The sequence below is a fragment of the Fertoeibacter niger genome, assembly GCF_009380135.2.
GTDB classification, from domain to species: Bacteria; Pseudomonadota; Alphaproteobacteria; order Rhodobacterales; family Rhodobacteraceae; genus Fertoeibacter; species Fertoeibacter niger.
In genome coordinates this window covers 1-19,127 of sequence record NZ_WHUT02000015.1, presented here as the reverse complement: position 1 = coordinate 19,127, position 19,127 = coordinate 1, and the positions used below count along the sequence as shown (strand labels likewise).

Annotated in this window: 18 protein-coding genes; 16 read left to right on the top strand and 2 right to left on the bottom strand. The window is 64.1% G+C overall.

Going from position 1 to position 19,127, the window contains the following annotated elements; genetic code table 11:
* Window positions 1-67 precede the first annotated feature (67 nt).
* Window positions 68-712 carry an FCD domain-containing protein gene (locus tag GEU84_RS18795; protein WP_152828590.1) on the bottom strand — a complete coding sequence of 215 codons (645 nt, stop codon included), beginning with the start codon at window positions 710-712 and terminating at the stop codon, window positions 68-70.
* Between the two features lie 140 nt (window positions 713-852).
* Here GEU84_RS18795 and GEU84_RS18790 point away from each other — a divergent pair, with 140 nt between their 5' ends.
* The 11 genes from GEU84_RS18790 to GEU84_RS18740 all read left to right on the top strand — a co-directional run bounded on the left by GEU84_RS18790 (window position 853) and on the right by GEU84_RS18740 (window position 12,305).
* Complete coding sequence (locus GEU84_RS18790) at window positions 853-1,974, top strand: cupin domain-containing protein (protein WP_152828591.1); 1,122 nt, start codon at window positions 853-855, stop codon at window positions 1,972-1,974.
* Between the two features lie 9 nt (window positions 1,975-1,983).
* Window positions 1,984-2,907 (top strand): fumarylacetoacetate hydrolase family protein, encoded by a 924-nt coding sequence (locus GEU84_RS18785; RefSeq protein ID WP_152828592.1) that lies wholly within the window; start codon window positions 1,984-1,986, stop codon window positions 2,905-2,907.
* A gap of 21 nt (window positions 2,908-2,928) precedes the next feature.
* On the top strand, window positions 2,929-3,855 hold the full coding sequence (locus tag GEU84_RS18780; RefSeq protein ID WP_152828593.1) for a carbon-nitrogen hydrolase family protein: 927 nt from the start codon (window positions 2,929-2,931) through the stop codon (window positions 3,853-3,855).
* Window positions 3,855-4,487, top strand: a complete 633-nt coding sequence (locus GEU84_RS18775) for a flavin reductase family protein (RefSeq protein WP_152828594.1) — start codon at window positions 3,855-3,857, stop codon at window positions 4,485-4,487. Before GEU84_RS18780 ends, GEU84_RS18775 begins: the two co-directional genes overlap by 1 nt.
* Window positions 4,488-4,619: 132 nt before the next feature.
* Window positions 4,620-5,669, top strand: coding sequence for a 2,5-dihydroxypyridine 5,6-dioxygenase NicX family protein (locus GEU84_RS18770; RefSeq protein WP_152828595.1), 1,050 nt, complete (start codon window positions 4,620-4,622; stop codon window positions 5,667-5,669).
* 32 nt (window positions 5,670-5,701) lie between these two features.
* The gene (locus GEU84_RS18765; RefSeq protein ID WP_152828596.1) at window positions 5,702-7,009 is read left to right on the top strand and encodes an acyl-CoA dehydrogenase family protein; all 1,308 of its coding nucleotides are present in this window, start codon (window positions 5,702-5,704) and stop codon (window positions 7,007-7,009) included.
* Entirely contained in the window at window positions 7,009-8,298 is a 1,290-nt protein-coding gene (locus tag GEU84_RS18760; RefSeq protein ID WP_152828597.1) for an alpha/beta fold hydrolase, read from the top strand. The genes GEU84_RS18765 and GEU84_RS18760 overlap by 1 nt, the downstream gene beginning before the upstream one ends.
* Window positions 8,295-8,981: a TetR/AcrR family transcriptional regulator gene (locus tag GEU84_RS18755; RefSeq protein WP_152828598.1), complete on the top strand. Its 687-nt coding sequence runs from the start codon at window positions 8,295-8,297 to the stop codon at window positions 8,979-8,981. The genes GEU84_RS18760 and GEU84_RS18755 overlap by 4 nt, the downstream gene beginning before the upstream one ends.
* Window positions 8,971-10,311, top strand: a complete 1,341-nt coding sequence (locus GEU84_RS18750; RefSeq protein WP_152828599.1) for a glutamine synthetase family protein — start codon at window positions 8,971-8,973, stop codon at window positions 10,309-10,311. Before GEU84_RS18755 ends, GEU84_RS18750 begins: the two co-directional genes overlap by 11 nt.
* Window positions 10,312-10,314: 3 nt before the next feature.
* Window positions 10,315-10,821 carry a flavin reductase family protein gene (locus tag GEU84_RS18745; RefSeq protein WP_152828600.1) on the top strand — a complete coding sequence of 169 codons (507 nt, stop codon included), beginning with the start codon at window positions 10,315-10,317 and terminating at the stop codon, window positions 10,819-10,821.
* 41 nt (window positions 10,822-10,862) lie between these two features.
* Complete coding sequence (locus GEU84_RS18740) at window positions 10,863-12,305, top strand: APC family permease (RefSeq protein ID WP_152828601.1); 1,443 nt, start codon at window positions 10,863-10,865, stop codon at window positions 12,303-12,305.
* 249 nt (window positions 12,306-12,554) lie between these two features.
* Here GEU84_RS18740 and GEU84_RS18735 read toward each other — a convergent pair whose 3' ends face one another.
* The gene (locus tag GEU84_RS18735; RefSeq protein WP_174539994.1) at window positions 12,555-14,153 is read right to left on the bottom strand and encodes a XylR N-terminal domain-containing protein; all 1,599 of its coding nucleotides are present in this window, start codon (window positions 14,151-14,153) and stop codon (window positions 12,555-12,557) included.
* Window positions 14,154-14,488: 335 nt separating this feature from the next.
* Between GEU84_RS18735 and GEU84_RS18730 the strand changes: the two genes are divergently transcribed.
* The 5 genes from GEU84_RS18730 (at window position 14,489) to GEU84_RS18710 (ending at window position 18,990) form a co-directional block, all read left to right on the top strand.
* Window positions 14,489-15,307 carry an SDR family NAD(P)-dependent oxidoreductase gene (locus GEU84_RS18730; RefSeq protein WP_152828603.1) on the top strand — a complete coding sequence of 273 codons (819 nt, stop codon included), beginning with the start codon at window positions 14,489-14,491 and terminating at the stop codon, window positions 15,305-15,307.
* Between the two features lie 66 nt (window positions 15,308-15,373).
* Window positions 15,374-16,669: an ABC transporter substrate-binding protein gene (locus tag GEU84_RS18725; RefSeq protein WP_152828604.1), complete on the top strand. Its 1,296-nt coding sequence runs from the start codon at window positions 15,374-15,376 to the stop codon at window positions 16,667-16,669.
* Between the two features lie 23 nt (window positions 16,670-16,692).
* A complete protein-coding gene (locus tag GEU84_RS18720; RefSeq protein ID WP_152828605.1) occupies window positions 16,693-17,421 on the top strand; it encodes an ABC transporter ATP-binding protein in 729 nt (242 codons plus the stop codon).
* On the top strand, window positions 17,418-18,146 hold the full coding sequence (locus GEU84_RS18715; RefSeq protein ID WP_152828606.1) for an ABC transporter ATP-binding protein: 729 nt from the start codon (window positions 17,418-17,420) through the stop codon (window positions 18,144-18,146). Before GEU84_RS18720 ends, GEU84_RS18715 begins: the two co-directional genes overlap by 4 nt.
* Window positions 18,133-18,990 (top strand): branched-chain amino acid ABC transporter permease, encoded by an 858-nt coding sequence (locus GEU84_RS18710; RefSeq protein ID WP_152828607.1) that lies wholly within the window; start codon window positions 18,133-18,135, stop codon window positions 18,988-18,990. The genes GEU84_RS18715 and GEU84_RS18710 overlap by 14 nt, the downstream gene beginning before the upstream one ends.
* Window positions 18,991-19,127 lie beyond the last annotated feature (137 nt).

Genomic DNA, 19,127 nt, shown 5'->3' with positions numbered 1-19,127 from the left:
TTTCTGCATCAAGTTGCAAGATCGGTCGAACCACAGCCGCGAGGTAGCGGCGAACCTGCGTTGCCGATCAGGTTGCTGACATGCCGTGGCGAATCGTGACGGCCGTCCGCAGATAGTGTTCCCGCAACAATGCTTCGGCCGCTGTCGTGTCACGGGCAAGCACCGCTTCGGCAATGGCGCCATGTTCGGCGTCGATGTCGCGCTTTTGCGGGCCGGCGGCAGTAAGGGCGGGGATGCGGTAACGCTCGGTCGCGGCGTAGAGGCGTTCGAAGAAATCCAGCAGCCAATCCGACCCGCAAGCCGCCAGCAGCGAGCGGTGAAAGGCATGGTGGCGGGTCTTCAGCTCATCGACATCGCCACCCTCGCGTTTGGTCTGCTGGCGAAGCGCGTAAAGCGTGGCGACAACTTTCGCCTCCCAGGCATCATCCCCTTTGGCTATCGACAGGCGCAGGGCCTCGGTCTCGACCAGAAGGCGGGCTTGCAGGGCATCCTCGAATTCGGCCAGCGACCGGGCCGAGACGCGGAAGCCGCGCAGCGACTCGGCGGTGACAAGGCGTTCGGCCTGCAACCGGTTCAGCGCCTCGCGCAGGGGAGAGAAACCCATGCCGTAACGCTCTGACAGGTCAGCAAGGCGCAGCGGGCTTTCGGGCGCGAAACAGCCTTCGACGATGTCCTTGCGCAGAGAAACATAGGCTTTTTCGGCCAGGGTCATGATCTTATCCTTGTATGGGGCCAGCTTATCCAGCGGTGCTGCAACGTGCAAATTCATAATTTTCGAAAATCGTTATTGTCATCGAAAATACAGGGTGGCATAGTCGGGTGCATCGTTGCACCACCGGGGAGGGAGAACCCATGGCCACCGAACGCGAAAATCATCGTGAGGATGTTGCCGGTCGCGCCAATGTCGAGGATACGCCTGAACTTCTGGCCTATTACGACCAGCTGGAGGGGTTCCACGCGGGCGCGCTGTGGACCGTGGCGAACAAGATCGAGCCTTGGGCACCGAAAAGCCGGTCGGTCCCGATAGTCTGGCGCTACAAGGATCTGCGCGATCATGTGGTCCGGTCGGTCGATCTGGTGACACCGGAAAAGGCGGGGCGGCGGGTGATCTACCTGAACAACCCCGGGCGGCAGGACGTGGCGGCGGCGGTGGGGTGGATTTACGCTGGCCTTCAGGTGATGAACCCGGGCGAGGTGGCAGGCGCGCACCGCCACTCGGCATCGGCCATTCGTTTCATCATGGAAGGACGCGGGGCCTATACGGTGGTCGATGGCCACAAGATGACGCTGGGCGCGAATGACTTTGTGCTGACCCCGAACGGGACGTGGCATGAACATGGTGTCAGCGCGGATGGATCCTTGTGCCTGTGGCAAGACGGGCTGGACATCCCCTTCGTCAACGCGATGGAGGCGAACTTCTACGAGGTGCATCCGGACCTGAATCAGGCGGTGGGATATGCCGTCGATGACATGACCCGGACCTGGGGCAATCCGGGCCTGACGCCTTACGGCGAAAGCTGGCGCAAGGGCTATAGCCCGATGTTCAAGTATGAATGGGCGCCGACCTATGAGGCGCTGACGAAATATGCAGGTTGCACGGATGGCAGCCCGTTTGATGGCGTGATGATGGAATATGTGAACCCGGTCACGAACGGCCCGGTGATGCAGACGCTGGGCGCGAGCATGCAGATGCTGCGACCGGGCGAGCACACCCGCGCGCATCGCCATACCGGCAGCTATCTTTATCACGTGGCCAAGGGCCGCGGTCATTCGATCATCAACGGCAAGCGGTTTGACTGGGCCGAGCGTGACATCTTCTGCGTGCCGTCCTGGGCCTGGCATGAGCATGTCAATGCGTCGGACCGCGAGGATGCCTGCCTTTTCTGCCTGAACGATCTGCCGGTGATGCGCGCCCTGGGTCTCTACCGTGAAGAGGCTTTCGGCGACAACGGCGGCCAACAGCCCCTGCTTTAAGGACAGACCATGAAATTTGTGACTTACCGCGCCTCGGTTGAAGGCGCTGCACGGCTTGGCGTGATCGAGGGCGATCTTGTCGTCGATGTGGAAATGCTGGCGGCGGGGCAGGGCGAACACCTGCCTGCGACCATGTTGGGGCTGATCGACACGGGCCGCCCCGGGCTTGACACCCTGCGCGCCTGTCTGGAGGCGGCAGAAGGCCGGCACAAACCCGGCTCGGCCACCGCGCTGGCCAATGTGCGGCTGCTGGCCCCTATCCCGCGGCCACGGAAGAACATCTTCGGCATCGGGCTGAACTATGTCGAGCATGTCGCGGAAAGTGCCGCCTCGCTGGACACGTCGAAAGACCTGCCGAAGCAGCCGGTGGTGTTTTCCAAGCCGCCGACGACGGTGATCGGGCCGGGCGACGCGATCGAGCACAATGCGAAGATGACCAAGCAACTGGATTGGGAGGTGGAACTGGCCGTCATCATCGGCACCACGGCGCGGCGCATCCGGCGCGAAGACGCCCTGGCGCATGTTTTCGGCTATTCGGTGATGATCGACGTTTCCGCCCGCGACAACCGCCGCGCAGGGCAATGGATATTCTCCAAGGGCATGGACAGCTATGCCCCCTTCGGGCCCTGCATCGTGACCGCCGATGACATCCCCGATCCGCAGGTGCTTGACCTGTGGCTGACGGTCAACGGCGTGGAAAAACAGCGCTCGAACACGCGCCACATGCTGTTCAAGGTCGATGAACTGATCGCCGACATCTCCACCGGCATTACGCTGGAACCGGGCGACATCATCGCCAGCGGCACGCCCGAAGGCGTGGGCGCAGGCCGCACCCCGCAGGAATGGCTGCTCCCGGGCGATGTGGTGGTGGGTCATGTGCAGGGGATCGGCAGCCTGCGCAACCCGGTGGTGAACAGCACGCCGGAAGAGTGACCCCGATTGAAAGGACCAAAGATGCAACCTTTTACCGCAGCCGTGGTCCAGATGGCCTCGGTCCCCTCTGACCCGGTGGCTACGGCCGACAAGGCAGCTGCACGGCTGCGCGAGGCGGCAGGACGGGGCGCGCGGCTGGTGGTTTTCCCCGAGGCGCTGATCGGCGGCTATCCCAAGGGGGCCAGCTTTGGTGCCCCCATCGGCATGCGCAAACCCGAGGGGCGCGAGGCCTTTGCCCGCTACCATGCTGCCGCCATTGATCTGGACGGGCCAGAGGTTGCCTGCATGGCCGAAGCCTGCGCCGCGACCGGCGTTTTTGCCGTTGTTGGTGTGATCGAACGGGCCGGGGCCACGCTGTATTGCACGGTTCTTTACTTCGACGGCGTGAAGGGGCTGGTTGGCAAGCACCGAAAGCTGATGCCCACGGCGGGCGAACGGCTGATCTGGGGTTTTGGCGACGGATCGACCATGCCCGCATTCAAGACCGATCTGGGCACCATCGGCGCGGTGATCTGTTGGGAAAACTACATGCCTGCCCTTCGGATGCACATGTATCATCAGGGGGTTACGCTGTATTGCGCCCCCACCGCCGACGACCGCGACACCTGGCTGCCGACGATGCAGCATATCGCGATGGAGGGCCGGACCTTTGTCCTGACCGCCTGCCAGCACATCACACGCGCGGCTTATGGGGCGGCGCATGAAAGTGCCTTGGGCGACGACCCCGACCTGGTAATGATGCGCGGCGGATCAGCGATCGTGTCGCCCATGGGGCGCGTTCTGGCGGGGCCGGATTTCAGTGGCGAGACGATCCTTTACGCCGAGATAGATCCTGGCGACGTGATGCGCGCCAAGTTCGATTTCGACGTGACCGGCCATTACGCCCGCCCCGATGTGTTCGAGCTGGTGGTTGACACGCGCGCCAAGCCCGCTGTGCGGGAAGTCTGATGCGCTACGATCTTGATCAGGTGCCGGAACCTGTCGCCTACAAGCTGCTGGCCGCGACGGTGATCCCCCGGCCCATCGCCTGGGTGGTGACGAAGGGAAAGGACGGCATCAACGCTGCGCCCTATTCGTTTTTCAACGTCATGGGGTCCGCCCCGCCGACGATTGCGCTGGGCCTGATGGCCGCACCCGACCGGGGCTTCAAGGACACGGCGCTGAACATTCTGGAAACGGGCGAGTTCGTGGTGAATCTGGTGCCCGAGCGGCTGGTGCAGGCAATGAACCTGACCTCGGCCGATGCGCCGCGCGGTGTGGATGAATTGCAGATGGCGGGCCTTGCGACGTTGTCCAGCCACCATATCGCCCCGCCACGCATCGCCGACAGCCCCGTGGCCTTTGAATGCCGCGCCCTGTCGTCAGTTGTCACAGGGCCGTGTCAGACCGTGGTGATCGGCCGGGTTCTGGCGGTGCATGTCGATGACCGCTATCTGCGCGACCCGGCGCGCGCGCACATCGAGACCGACGCGCTGGATCTTGTCGCCCGCAGTTTCGGGTCGGAATACATCCGCAGCCATGACCGGTTCGAACTGCCGCGCCCGACCTGGGCCGGGCTGAAGTCTGCCGGAAAGGTATGAAGCGGCGACATATTTGCGAAAGAGAATAGTATTTTCGCAAATTATGTTGACAGAGAGTGACGAGATCATGAAGCTTTACTCACAAGTAAAGAAATTCGCGAAAGTGCGAATCGTCAACAGGAGAATCGCGCCATGCTTCAGGAACGCGTTGAGGGCAAATGGCTTGCGGCATTTCGGCGGGTGCTGGCGCTGAACGGGATCGGCAAGGGCACGCCCATTGCCATCCTGCACGAAACCCAGTCGCGCCCCGTTCTGGTGCATCTGTGCGAACTGGCAGCCTATGACCTTGGGGCCGAGTTCTGCATGATCCAGATGCCGACCCCGCCGCAGACGGCACCCGTCCCCGTCAAATCCACCGGGACAAGCTGGGCAATCGCAGGCAACCGCGCGGTGATCGAGGCGCTGAAGCTTGTCGATGTGATCGTCGATTGCACGGTAGAAGGGCTGATCCACGCCCCCGAATGGCCCGAGATCGAGGCGGCGGGCCGCACGCGGCTTCTGGTCATCACCAACGAACACCCCGAGATTCTGGAGCGGACGGAACCAAAGGCGGAACACGGGCCGAAGGTTCAGCTTGGCATCCAGCTGCTGCGCGATGCGTCGGAAATGCGGGTGACTTCGGCCCTTGGCACCGATCTGACGGTGGACCTGCGCGGCGCACCTTGCGGCGGGACGGCGGGCTTTGGCACCACCCCGGGCGCTGTTGCCCATTGGCCGGGCGGGTTGTGCCTGGCCTTCCCCGGACAGCATGCCGTCAACGGGCGGATCGTGATGGGGGTGGGCGACATGAACCTGACCTTCAAGACCTGCCTGACCAGCCAGATTGATTTCACGATCGAGGATGACTTTGTCACCGCCATCAAGGGCGACGGCATAGATGCCCTGCATTTCCGCGAATACATGGAGGCGTGGGACGACCGGAACGCCTATGGCATGAGCCATGTCGGCTGGGGCATGCACCCCGGCGCGCGTTGGGTCAGTGCGGCCATGTATGACAAGCGCGACATGCAGGCGGTCGAGTTCCGGGCGCTGGCGGGGTCTTTCCTGTGGTCCACCGGGGCCAACCAGTATGCCGGGCGCTATACGCTTGGCCACTTCGATCTTCCCATGCGCAATTGCACCATCGCCCTCGACGGGCGCGTCGTCGTCAAGGACGGCGTCCTGCAAGGAGACCTCGCCTGATGAACGTTCAAGCCCCCGTTGCCGCCATGCCCATGAGCAAACCGGCCGATTATTACGACATGTCCCGCGTCCGCCCCGAGGTCGCCGCGGCGTTGGCCAAGATCAACGCGATGGGCCCGGTCTTTGCCGCCCGGGCCAAGGCGGTGGATGACGAGGCATCCTTTCCCACCGCGAATTACAAGGATCTGGCGGATGCGGGGTTCCTGGGCCTGACAATCCCCGAGGAGTTTGGCGGCTGGGGCTTTTCCATGGGCGAATATGCCATGGTCGGGGCCGAGATCGCCAAATACTGCGGCGCGACGGCGTTGACGTTCAACATGCACAATTCCTCGATGGCCTGGTCGCGGTTCATGTTCGACATGCCCAACCTGACGCCCGAGGAAAAGGCCGAGTTCGCGCCCCTGCGCGCCCGCCAGTTTTCCCGTGCGATGAAGGAGCGGGCGATCTATTCGCAGCCGATCTCGGAGGGTGGGCAGAACTGGACATCGAAGCCCAACCAGACCCAGTGCCGCGCGGTCGAGGGCGGCTGGAAGATCAGCGGGTTCAAGAAGTTCGCGTCGCTGGCCGGCTACTGCGACTATTACACCATCGTCTGCACCGAGGTCTTTGAGGGCATCGAGCCCCGGCATGAAGACACGATGTTGTTTGTCGTTCACAAGGATACCGTCGGGCTGACCGTCAAGGGTGAGTGGGATCCGCTGGGAATGCGGGGCACAAACAGCCGCGATCTGATCCTGAAAGATGTTTTCGTCACCAAGGATGACCTGCTGATGCCGCGCGGCATTTTCGGCAAGACCCTGCCGAACTGGCCGCACATGATGGCGACGCTGTCGCCCACCTACATGGGCGTGGCGCAGGGGGCCTATGATTTCACCATCGCCTATCTGAAGGGGCAGGTGCCCGGCCAGCCGCCGATCGACCGGCGGATGTATGCGACCAAGCGGGTTGCGGTGTCGAAGATGTATGCCCGACTGGCCAATATCCGCGCGCTGTGGTGGCAGGCCTTTTCCGAAGCCAAGGGCATGCCGTCGAAGGCCGAGGTCATGCGGATGTATGCCGCACAATACAACGTGATGGAGGGCGCGCAGGAAATGACGGCGCTGGCGATCCGCACCTGTGGCGGGCAGTCGATGCTGAAGTCCCTGCCACTGGAGCGGATGTATCGCGACAGCCGCTGCGGGGCGCTGATGCTGCCCTACACCTCCGAGATCATGGAGGATTACATCGGCGTCCTTGCCCTTTACGACATGGACGAACTGGACACGGCGCCGGGCGACGAGGGTGGTGCCAGGAACTCGCTCTGGCGCGGCGATGCGGGTTCGCTGCGGGGCCTGCGCTGATGGGGCGCGATGTCGTTCAGGTTCAGGGCCATGTGCCCCATTCTCCGGATGACGTCTGGCGAACCCTGCGCGATTTCTGCGGCCCCTGGCACCCATGGATTGCGACGATCCGCGAAGAGCGCGGACCGAACGGCGCGCGCATCCGGGCCTTTACGGTGACGGGCGAAGACACGCTTTATCGCGAGCAGCAAACCTATCTTTCCGACAGCGACCGGGTGCTGGGCTATACCCATCTGGACGGCATTAGGGGCTGCGAGGCCTATGACGCGCGGGTCACGGTCACTCCGGCCGAAGGTGGCGGCAGCCATGTGGGATGGACCGCGACCGTCCGCGCCCCGGCGGGGCGGCTGGGAGAGATTTGCGAGGGCACGCGCAAGGTCTTTGCGGTTGGGGTTTCGGCGCTGGCTGGGATGCCCCGGGTGCCTGCGGCCCCCGAACAGATGAAGTCCATCGTGCCCGCGCCCGTCGAAACGCGGGTTTTCGATGACTTGCCACGGCTCGCCCTGTCGGTCACGCCGGATGGCGGCGATGGGCGGTTGTGTCTGTTCCTGCACGGGATCGGGGGCGCGCGGTCAAACTGGGTGGACCAGTTGCAGGCCGTGGGGGGCGTGATGCGCGCCGCAGCCCTTGACCTGCGGGGCTATGGCGACAGCAGTCTTGGGGCGCAGCAATCAACGGTCGATGACTACTGCGCCGACATTCTGCGCGTGGCGGAAAAGCTGGGGGCGAAACGGCTGGTGTTGGTGGGACTGTCCTACGGGTCATGGATCGCCACGTCTTTTGCCATGCGGCACCCCGAAATGCTGGATGCGCTGGTTTTGTCGGGTGGCTGCACCGGCATGTCCGAAGCGGACCCTGAAGAGCGCGAGGCCTTTCGGCTGAGCCGCGAAGTTCCGCTGAACGCGGGCCAGACGCCCGCCGATTTTGCGCCGGCCGTGGTAAAGGTTCTGGCGAGCCCCGGCGCCAGCCAGGCGGTGCGGCAGCGGCTGTTCGACAGCATGGCCGCGATCCCTGCGGCCACCTATCGCGATGCGCTGACCTGCTTTACCAACCCGCTGGAACGCTTTGACTTTGCGCGTCTGACGATGCCGGTCCTCATGATGACGGGCGAGCATGACCGTCTGGCCCCGCCGGCGGAGATCCGGGGCGTTGCGGGCCGCATCTGGGATGCCGCCCCGCGCCCTGATGTGCGCTTCGAGGTGATCGCGGGAGCAGGGCATGTCTGCAACGTCGAAGCGCCCGATGCCTATGCCGGACCGCTGCTTGACCTGCTGGGTCGCCTGCCATGACCGTGCTTCCCCGCCGCCAGCAGAACCGGCTGAACCGGGAACGGGCGATCCTGGATGCCGCGCTGAAGGTGTTTGCGGCCCAGGGCTATTCGGGTGCGTCGATGGATGCCGTCGCGGCCGAGGCGGGGGTGACGAAGCCGACGCTGTATTCCTACTTCCCGTCGAAGGAATCGATTTTTCAGGCCATGATGCTGGGAAAGCGCGACGTGATGCTGGATGTGTTCGAGCATCCGTCCGATCAGGGCATGGTGGCCGATCTTCTGGTGTTTGCCTGGGCCTATGCCGACACGGTGATGCGGCCCGAGATGCTGTCACTCGCGCGGCTGATCATCGGCGAAGTGCAACGGTTCCCCGAGATCGGGCGGGCCTATCAGGCCTCTGGCCCCGACCACCTGTTGCGCGGGATCATGCGCTATCTGGACAGCCAGCGGCGGGCCGGGCGGTTGGCGTTCGAGGATGCCGAACTGGCCGCGCAAGACCTTTGGGGCCTGATCCTGTCCGCTCCGCGGACCCAGGCGCTTTACATGCCCGATGCCCAGCCTGACCGGGCGTCGCTGGCGCGATACATCCGGAATGGCCTGCGCGTGTTCCTGAAGGCCTATTCGACTGCCCCCGGACCAGACCTAACCGAACTAGAAGCGCTTCAAAGCGCCCCTACCCAACAGGTGAACCATGACGCTTGAAAACTTTCTCACCGACCCCGGCAGCCGCTTTGCCACGGTTGCCATGACGGACACGAACGGACTTTTGCGCGGGCAGATGGTGTCGGCAAGCAGCCTGAAGGGGATTGCCAGGGCCGGGATGGGCATGGCCCCGGCCCAGCTGGCGCTGGACCCGACAGACGTCCACCTGAACCTGCCGGGCGTGAATGACGATGCGGGGGATTTCCACGACGACGCCCTGATCCTTGACCCTGCCAGCGTGCGGCGCATGCCATGGTCAAAGCCGGGTCATGACCTGCTGGTGCTGTCGAACTTCACCGGCCAGTCGGCAGAACTGTGCCCCCGGTCGATCCTGACGAAAGTGCTGGCGCGGGCGTCCGAGGCGGGCCTGTTTCCGAAATACGGAATGGAACTGGAATACACCCTGTTCGACGAAACCCCTGAAAGCGCCAAGGCCAAGGGCTATCGCAATCTCAAACCCGCAACCTTGCACGCCAGCCATGATCTGATCATCTATCAGGCGGTGCAGACCGACTGGTACGAGGCACTGGCGGCGATCTGCGAACCCTTGAAGATCGATCTTGCCAAGATGCATGAAGAGATCGGCGCGGGCTTCATGGAATGCTGCATCGGCGCGGGTGGCGGGCTTGAGCCTGCGGACCAGATGGTGCTGCTGAAGAATTTCCTGCGCGCTCTGGCGCTGCGACAGGGCCGATCCGTTACCTTCATGCCGCGCTGGAGCGAAGCGGCGGACAGCCAGTCGATCCACCTGCATATGAGTCTGAAGGACAAGGCGGGGACACCGGTCTTCTGGGATGCTGGTCAGAAGAACGGCGTCAGCCAGACCTTCCGCTGGTTTCTGGGCGGGTTGCAGGCCTATATCGGCGACATGACCCTGATCTTCCAGCCGACGGTGAACAGCTACCGCCGGTTTGCACCCGGCACCTTCGCGCCGCCCGGCCTGACATGGGGTTACGAGAACCGCACCACATGCTTCAGACTGGTGGGCCATGATCCCGGGTCGCTGCGCGTCGAGAACCGCCTGCCCGGCGCAGATACCAACCCCTATCTGACCACCGCGGCAACGCTGGCCGCAGGAATTGCGGGTATCATGAACCAGCTGGAGCCCGAGGCCGAGGTCATCGGCTCTGGCTATGCGCAGACGCCAGCGCGCGACTTTGCCCGCTCGATGCCCGAGGCGATTGCCCGCCTGCGCGCGTCAGGTTTCGCCCGCGACTGGCTGGGTGATCGGTTTGTCGATGGCTTTGCCGCCACCCGCGAAAGCCAGCACGACGAGTTTCGCCGCCGGGTTCCCGACGTGGAACTGCAACGCTTCTTCGATCTGGGCTAGGCCATGGATCTGCGCAACCGTTTCCTTGAAGCGATGTCCCGCGCCGCAACCTTTGTCGCCGTCGCCACCACCGACGGCGAGGCGGGCCGGTTCGGCGTCACGATTTCCTCGCTGACTTCGGTGTCGGCCGATGGCGAGCAGCCCTCTTTGCTGGGCTGCATCCATCACCTTTCGCCCGCCGCCACCGCCATACTGAAGAACCGCGCCTTTGCCGCAAACCTTCTGGCCGATGACCAGGAGGCCATCGCCAACCGTTTCGCGGGCCGAGACGCCGCGGGCGAGCACGCCGAACGATTTGCAGGCGTTGAATGGGTCACCGGACCCCTTGGCCAGCCTCTTTTCCTTGGCGCAACCGCAACCCTTGAATGCAGGCTTGCCACCGCCGTCTTGTGGGAAACCCACTACATCATCGTCGGCCGTGTTTCGGCGGTGAGGTTGTCGGAGAATACCGCCGCGCTGCTTTACGGACAGCGCGCCTACAGACGTGCCGTCAACATCACGACCGACTGAAAGAAAGACCAAAAAAACCAAACAACAGGGATGGGAAACGCATGAACAACGCAATATCGCCGGAAGCAAACCGGCTGAAGAAGAACGCCATCGGCTTGGGGCTGCTGGTTTTCATGGTAATCTCGGCGGCCGCGCCGCTGACCGGCATCGCCGGGGCGATCCCGATTGCCATGCTATTGGGCAATGGCGCAGGGATCCCCGGCACGTTCATTCTGATGGCCATCGTTCTGGCCATCTGGGGCATCGGTTTTGTCGCGCTGGCGCGGAACATTCGCAATGCCGGGGCCTTTTACGCCTATTCCGCGCGCGCGCTGGGCGGCCGTTTCGGGGGGGCGATCGCATTGATGGCCGTCCTGGCCTACAACGCGATGATGGTCGGCCTTCTCGGTCTTCTGGGCGGGGTTGCAGCCGGGGTCTTTGGCCAGTTTGGCCTGAACCTTCCCTGGTGGGGCTGGAGCCTGATCGCCACGGCGATCATCGGTATCCTCGGCTACAAGGAGGCAGAGCTTTCGGCAAAGGTTTTGATGGTTCTCGTGGTGCTGGAAGTTCTGATCGGGCTTGTCGTGGCCGTCTCTATCGTTGCCAAGGGCGGCGCGGGCGATCTGACCTACAACATCCTCGACCCGAGCCTGATCTTTGTCGGCGGCGGCACCGTGGCTGCGATCCTGTTCACCTTCGGATCATTCATCGGCATCGAGGCAACGGCGATTTATGCCGAAGAGGTCCGCGATGCCGACAGGACCGTGCCGAAGGCGACGTTCCTCGCGATCTTCCTGATCGGGGTTTTCTATGCCTTTGTGACCTGGACCATGGTGGTTGCCACGGGGATTGACGCGCTTGTCCCGACCATTGCGGCTCTGCCTGACCCGACGCTTTACCTTTTCACGCTTGCCGAGCAGTATTCGAGTGGCACCACCGCCATGATCCTTGGTGTTCTGCTTGTCAGTTCGGTGTTCGCTTCGGCCCTGGCCATGCACAACTTCATCGCACGCTATTTCTATGTCTCGGGTCGGGAAGGCCTGTTGCCGTCCTTCATGGGCGTGACGCATTCCAGCCACCAAAGCCCGCACGTGGGCTCGGTGGTGCAGACCGTTCTGGCGGTTGTCGTGGTGGTCTTCTTCGCCGCGATGGGGCTGGACCCGGTGCTCAACCTCTTCACCTGGGTCGCACAGGTCAGCGTGCTGGGTGTGCTGACGATGATGGCAATCACGTCCTTCGCTGTCATTGCCTACTTTCGCAAGTTGCCCGGGGTCGAGCCGGCCTGGAAAGTGCTGCTTGCACCGCTGGTTTCGGGCGTCGTCATGGCGGCCATAGCGCTGTATACCCTGATCGGTTTCGGATCGGCGACGGGAACGGTTGCGCCATTGTCCTTCATCCTGCCCGGGCTTGTGCCGGCGTTCGGGGTGCTGGGCTACCTGATCGCGGCGAAACTTGAAAAGGCCGATCCTGCGCGGTTCGCCAACATGGGTGCCAACCGCGACTAGGTCTGGCGCTGGCAGGGGCGGGCAACGGATGCCCGCCCCCCCCCCTTCCGCGCCCGCGAAGTTCCCAACGAGACGGGGCAGGTCGGGTGCCCGTGAATTGATGTTGAATGACATCAGGCAATTGCCACGCGCGGCGCGTGTTGCCCAAGTCATGCTGCCTGGCAAATCCGGACAGCGGCCCGAGGATCAGCGGCGGCGCGACGGCATTCCTGTCACCGCGAACGCGATCGCCGATCTGACCACGGCAGTTCAGCCCTGCCCGGCCTTTTCCCGGTAGGCCAGTTGCGCCCGGCTGATGCCCAGCAGCCGGGCCGCTGCGGCTAGATTGCCCCCGGCCTGCGCCAGCGCCGTGGCACGAATGCGCGCCTCGTGCGCGGTCAGGGAAAAGCCGCCACGTGCCAGCGATGCTGCAATCCGCACGTCCATGTCATCCGCTGTGGGCACCGTTGGGCGGGGGGCCACGCGCCGCATGGCCTGTGCAACGCTGTTTGCCGTCAGGGGATGGCCATCCTGTGCATCCACCAGAATGGCGGTCAGAACGGCATCCAGCCCCTCAAGCCCGGTTTCGGGAATGCTCTCGGCCAGTTGATCCAGCGCGCCCGGCGCGATCACCGGCGGGGCAAGCTGCAACTGCGCGGCCAGCCGCGCCAGCCGCAGCTTTGCAAGTTGCGGCAGTTCCGCGCTCCGGTCGGCCAACGCCGGCATGTCCACCGAAAGCGGGGCGAACCGCAGCCAGAGCGATGGCAATATGCCACCCGCCGCCAGCCGTGCCAGGGGCAGGGCCGAGGTGGCGACCACATGGGGCCGGGTCTGCGGGTCGCCGCCCACTTCGGCGGCAAGCTCGGCCTGCGCGGCGGCAGGCATCGCCTCGATCCCGTCCAGCAGCAGGACGGGCGGCAGTTCCTTGCGGCGCGGCTTGCGTTGCAGGGCAAGCGCAGCCTGCAGCGCCTCTGGCCCTGCAATGGCCCCTGCCAGACGCAGAGGCGGCTCGCCACGGCCGGAAAGCCGCACCAGTTGCGCCGCTGCCACGTCCTGTCCGCAACTGCCCGCACCCGCAATCAGGCAGGGCAGGGGCAGTTGCGCGGCCCGTTCGAGCCAGCGCAGCAGCGGTGCCACCAGCGGCATGTCGGCGGCGTCATGCGTCGGGGCAGGTGTTGCGCCCCCCACCCCGGCACCCGGAACGCGTGGCAGGATGCGGCTGCGGAACAGGATGACATCGGGGTCATCCTCGCCCCAGCCCGTTGCCAGCCGTCCCAGCACCCGGCAGCAGCGATGGCCCTGCGCCACGCATTCGGTTTCCTTGTAGATCACCGGCACGCCAAAGAAAAAGCTGGCATAGCCCGAGGCATAGCCCAGTTGCTGCCAGCACACCGGCCTGTCGGAATGGCGCGGCTGGCCGGGGCCGTCTTCGGCCTCGATGGAGTTGTGCCAAAGGAATTCCGCCGAGAACCGTCCGCGCGCGAAGTCGAAATCATTGAACTTCGTCTCGACACGCACGATGCCGCTGAACATGTGCAGCCTTGTGCCTGCGGTAAAGGCATCGCCCTTGTCCAGCGCGGGCCAGGACCGGGCCACATAGGCGGCATCGTTCTGACCCATCTGAAACCCGCGCCGCAGCAGCAATATCCGCGCCTCTTCCTCGCCCAGCAGGCGGATCAGCTCACGGCGCAGGATGCGGTCAGCCTCGGCCAGTTGCAGGGTCACACGCTCGCCGTTCAGGCGCAGGGCGCCTGTCAGGGCATCAAAGCCCAGCCCGCCCAGCAATTCGCGCACCGTGGGCCGGCCGCCCCGATCCAGCAAACCGGCAGAGTCGATGTTCCCGCGCAGCGGCAGCAAAGGCGATTTCATGCGGCACCATCCAGACAGATTTATCATATGATCAACTGCGATTGCGCATTTCAGCAAGCAATTTTTCCCGGCTCGTGAGGGCTGCCAACCACATTCTTCGATTACCTATTTAAATCAGAATGTTAGCAATATAGCGAAACGCTATATTAATCGCCGCTTTCCGCATTTGACACAAAGCACCGTGAAGACCCTGATGTATGCATATGGCTGTGTCCTCTGGGAGGGGGGCAGGGCCTTTCCGCAAAGAATGATGGCAGAAACCGGCGCAACCGGGGCTGTGGTGCTTGCCTCTGGATGGCGGCCTTGCAGGCAATCGGGCCGGGGAGGAGAACAGTATGGCGGCACTTGAAACGATGTTCAACGTGCGGGGCAAGTCGGTGATCGTGACCGGCGGCGCCAGCGGCATCGGCAAGGCCTATGTCGAGATCATGGCCGAACAGGGGGCGCGGGTCTGCATTTTCGATATTGATGCCGACGGGATGGCCAGGGCCGAGGCCGAGATGACGGCAAAGGGCTGGGATGTCTGGTGCCAGCGCGTCGATGTGGGCGACCGGCCCGCCATGGCTGCGGCCTTTGACGCGGTGGCCGCGCGCCATGGCCGCATCGACACCGTTTTTGCCAATGCGGGCATCGACCCCGGCCCGGGGTTCAACACCCCCACGGGTGAAAGAAACCCCGATGGCGCCATCGAAAACATCCCCGATGAACAATGGGACCGCGGCATCGAGATCAACCTCACCTCGGTCTATGTGACGGTCAAGAACGCGGTGCGCCACATGAAGCCTGCGGGCGGTGGCCAGATCATCGTCACATCATCAATCGCGGCCGAGATCAACGAAAGCATCGTCGGCACCAGTTATATGCCCGCCAAGGCCGCGGTTAACCACTTCGTGCGGCACATGGCGATGGAACTGGGGGCTTACGGGATCCGCGTGAACGCCATTCTGCCCGGGCCGTTCATCACCAACATCGCCGGGGGCCGGTTGCGCAACAAGGCCGACCGCGCGGCGTTTGAATCGCAGTCGCTGATCGGGCGCATCGGCGATGTCGAAGACATCAAGGGGCTGGCCCTGCTGCTGGCCTCGCCCGCCGGGGCCTATTTCACCGGGTCGCTGGTCGTGATCGACGGCGGTTCACTGATCCGCATGACCTGAATTATCCGCCGTCCGACCCGCGAGGAGGAAGCGGGCCGGACGGCCAACACAAGGGAGGAGACGACGATGGCCTACTACAACAAGCTGGTTAAATCGGGCATCAGCCGCCGGTCCATGCTGCGTGGCATGGGTGCGGGCGTGGCAGCCTCGACACTTGGCATGCCGACCTATCTGCGCGCGCAGACGGCAGGCACCATCAAGGTGGCCTATATCACCCCGGCCACCGGCCCGCTGGGCCTGTTCGGTGAAACCGATGGCTACACCGTGCAGAAGATTCGCGATGCGCTGGGCGGCACGCTGCAATCGGCCAATGGCGACACCTATGCGCTGGAGATCCTGGAGCGTGACAGCCAGTCGAACCCCAACAAGGCGGCCGAACTGGCGGGCGACCTGATCCTGAACGAAGAGGTGCATCTGGTGGTGCCCGCCTCGACCACCGACACCATCCTGCCGGTGATGGAACAGGCCGAACTGTATGAGGCGCCGTGCATTTCGTCCGGTGCGCCCTGGCAGGCGGTGATCTTTCCGCGCGGCGGCGGCGACTTCAACTGGACCTACCATTTCTTCTGGGGTCTGGACGAGGCGCTGAACACCTTTGTCGGCCTGTGGGACGGGCTGGAGACGAACAAGAAGGTGGGCATGCTGTTCCCCCAGAACATCGACGGCGAAACCTGGGGCAACAACGAATATGGCCTGCCGGTGCCCACCCGCGCCGCCGGGTATGAGGTGACGATCCCCGGCTATTTCCAGCCGCGCACCAATGACTTTTCCGCCCAGATTGCCGCGTTCAAAGAGGCGGGCGTCGATATCATCGGCGGCATCACCTATCCGGACGATCTGAAAACCTTCGTGACCCAGTGCAACCAGCAGGGCTTCAAGCCGCGCGCGGTGACGGTGGCTGCGGCGCTGCTGTTCCCCGGCGGTGTCGAGGCGATGGGCGAGTTGGGCAACGGCATGTCCAGCGAAGTGTGGTGGACGCCGGCCTTCCCCTTCCCCTCGACCATCACGGGGCAGGACAGCGCGGCATTGGCCGCCCAATGGGAAACCGACCAGAACCGCCAGTGGACCCAGCCGCTTGGCTATTCCCATGCGCTGCTGGAGGTCGCCATCGACATCCTGAAACGCTCCACCGATCCGCTGGACCGCGAGGCGAACCGCGTTTCCATGGCTGCGACCGACATCACCACTGTCTGCGGCCCGGTGAAATTCGCAGGCACCCCGCACAAGAACATCTGCACCATGCCGATCTTTGGCGGCCAGTGGGTCAAGGGCGAAAAATACGCCTATGACCTGAAGATCGTCGACAACTCGGTCAATCAGCTGTTCTCGCCCGAACAGGCCATCGTGCCGATCGTCTGGTGATCACCCGTGACGGAGGGGCGGGAATGAGCCGGGAAACGCTTCTTGCGGCCAGCAACGTGTCGAAAAGTTTCGGCGCGGTTCGGGTGCTGCACGAGGTCAGCTTCGATGTCTATCGGGGCGAGGTGCTGGGTATTCTTGGCCCCAACGGGGCGGGCAAGACCACGCTGTTCAACATGATCAGCGGCGATATCAAACCCTCGGGCGGAGAAATCCGCCTGGGGGGCGTCATGCTGGGGGGCGAGCCGCCGTTCCGCCGTTGCCGCATGGGCATCGGGCGCACCTATCAGATCCCGCGTCCCTACACGGGCATGACCACATTCGAAAACCTTCTGGTCGCCTCGGCCTTCGGCAGCGGACGGACGGAACGCGAAAGCTATGCCTTCTGCGCGCAGGTGTTGCGCGATTGCGAACTGGCCGACAAGGCCAACACCCCCTCGGGCAGCCTGACGCTGCTGGACCGCAAGCGGCTGGAACTGGCGCGCGCGCTGGCGTCTGACCCCAAGCTGCTGCTGCTGGATGAAATCGCGGGCGGGCTGACGGATGAGGAATCAAAGGCGCTGGTCGCACTGGTGCGCCGCATCCGCGAGCGTGGGGTCACGATTGTCTGGATCGAACATGTGCTGAACGCGCTGCTGGCCGTGGCCGACCGCCTGCTGGTGCTGAACTTCGGCGAAAAGATCGCCGAGGGCCTGCCGCAGGATGTGATCGCCAACCCCGAGGTGAAGCGCGTCTATATGGGGATCGAAGCATGACCGCTGCCCTTTCCACCCATGGGCTTGTGGCCCGCTATGGTGATTTTCAGGCACTTTACGGTGTGGATATCGACGTGGCCGAGGGTGAGGCCGTGGCCCTGATCGGGGCGAACGGGGCCGGAAAATCCACTTTCCTGCGCTCGATCATGGGGCTGTTGCCTGTCACACCCGACATGGTGCGGCTGGACGGCAAGCCCATCGGCGGCACGCCCACCGACCGCATGGTGCAGAACGGCGTGGCCATCGTGCCCGAGGGTCGCCGCCTGTTCACCGGCATGTCGGTTGATGACAACCTGCGCGTGGCCGTCGATCAGGCCGACAGGTTTGGCCGCAAGGGCGGCTGGTCGCTGGAAAGGCTGCACCGGCTGTTCCCCATCCTAAAGGACAAGGCGCGCACACAGGTGCAGAACCTGTCGGGTGGCCAGCAACAGATGGTGTCCATCGGGCGCGCGCTGCTCAGCCAGCCGCGCGTGCTGCTGTGCGACGAGATCAGCCTGGGGCTGGCGCCCAAGGTGATCCGCGAGATCTATGCGGCGCTGCCCGAGATTCGCGCGCAGGGAACTGCCATCATCATGGTGGAACAGGATGTGGGGCTGGCGCAATCGGCGTCAGACCGGCTGTTCTGCATGCTGGAAGGGCGAGTGACCCTGACCGGCGCGTCAGCCACCATCACCCGCGAGCAGATTGCCGCGGCCTATTTCGGAGGCTCTCATGCAGTGGTTTGATGCGCTGATCCAGGGCATTCTGCTGGGCGGCATGTATGCGCAATATGCGCTGGGCATGGCGCTGATGTTCGGCGTGATGCGGATCGTCAACGTCAGCCATGGCGATCTGGTGATCCTGTTGTCGCTGATCGGCATCTCGCTGGCCTCGGCCTGGGGGCTGGGGCCCTTCACGGTGATGGTGGCGCTGGTGCCTTTGGCCGTGGCGATGGGCTGGCTGCTGCAAAAGGGCATCCTGAACCGCGTGGTGGGCGATGACCCGCTGCCCTCGCTGATCGCCACATTCGGGTTGTCGCTGGCGTTGCAGAACCTGATGCTGCAAATCTGGTCGGCCAACAGCCGGTCCTTGCCCGGCGGCGGTATCGAAAGCCAGTCGGTGCAGATCGGCGGCATCTACATCGGCCTGTTGCCGGTGATCGTGCTGGCCTTTGCCACCGGCCTGACCTGGGGGCTGGATCTGATGCTGAAGCGCACCCGCTTTGGCCGCGCGCTGCGCGCCGCCTCGGCGGATGTAGAGGCGGCGTCGATGACCGGCATCAACGCCCGCGCCGTCTATGCCTCGGCCACCGCGATTGCCGTGGGCATCCTGGGCTTTGCCGCGGTGTTTCAGTCGCTGCGGTCCACCGTGGCCCCTGCCGATGGCGGCGCGCAGCTGATCTATGCGTTCGAGGCGGTGATCATCGGTGGCATGGGCTCGGTCTGGGGGGCCTTCATCGGGTCGATGGTGCTGGGCATCAGCCAGGCCATCGGCTTTCGCATCGACCCGGGCTTTGGCGTGCTGGCCGGGCATATCGTTTTCCTGCTGGTGCTGGCGACCCGCCCGCAAGGGCTGTTTGGAAAGGCCTGAGACATGACCCCCGCTTCCCTCTCTTCCGCCATGCCGCTTCCTGCCCTGCCCGAGGTGACGGTGCGCCGCCAGACCAATTCGGGGCGCGTCGCCATGGTGCTGTTCGTGCTGGCCGTGATCGCGCTGGCGGCGATGCC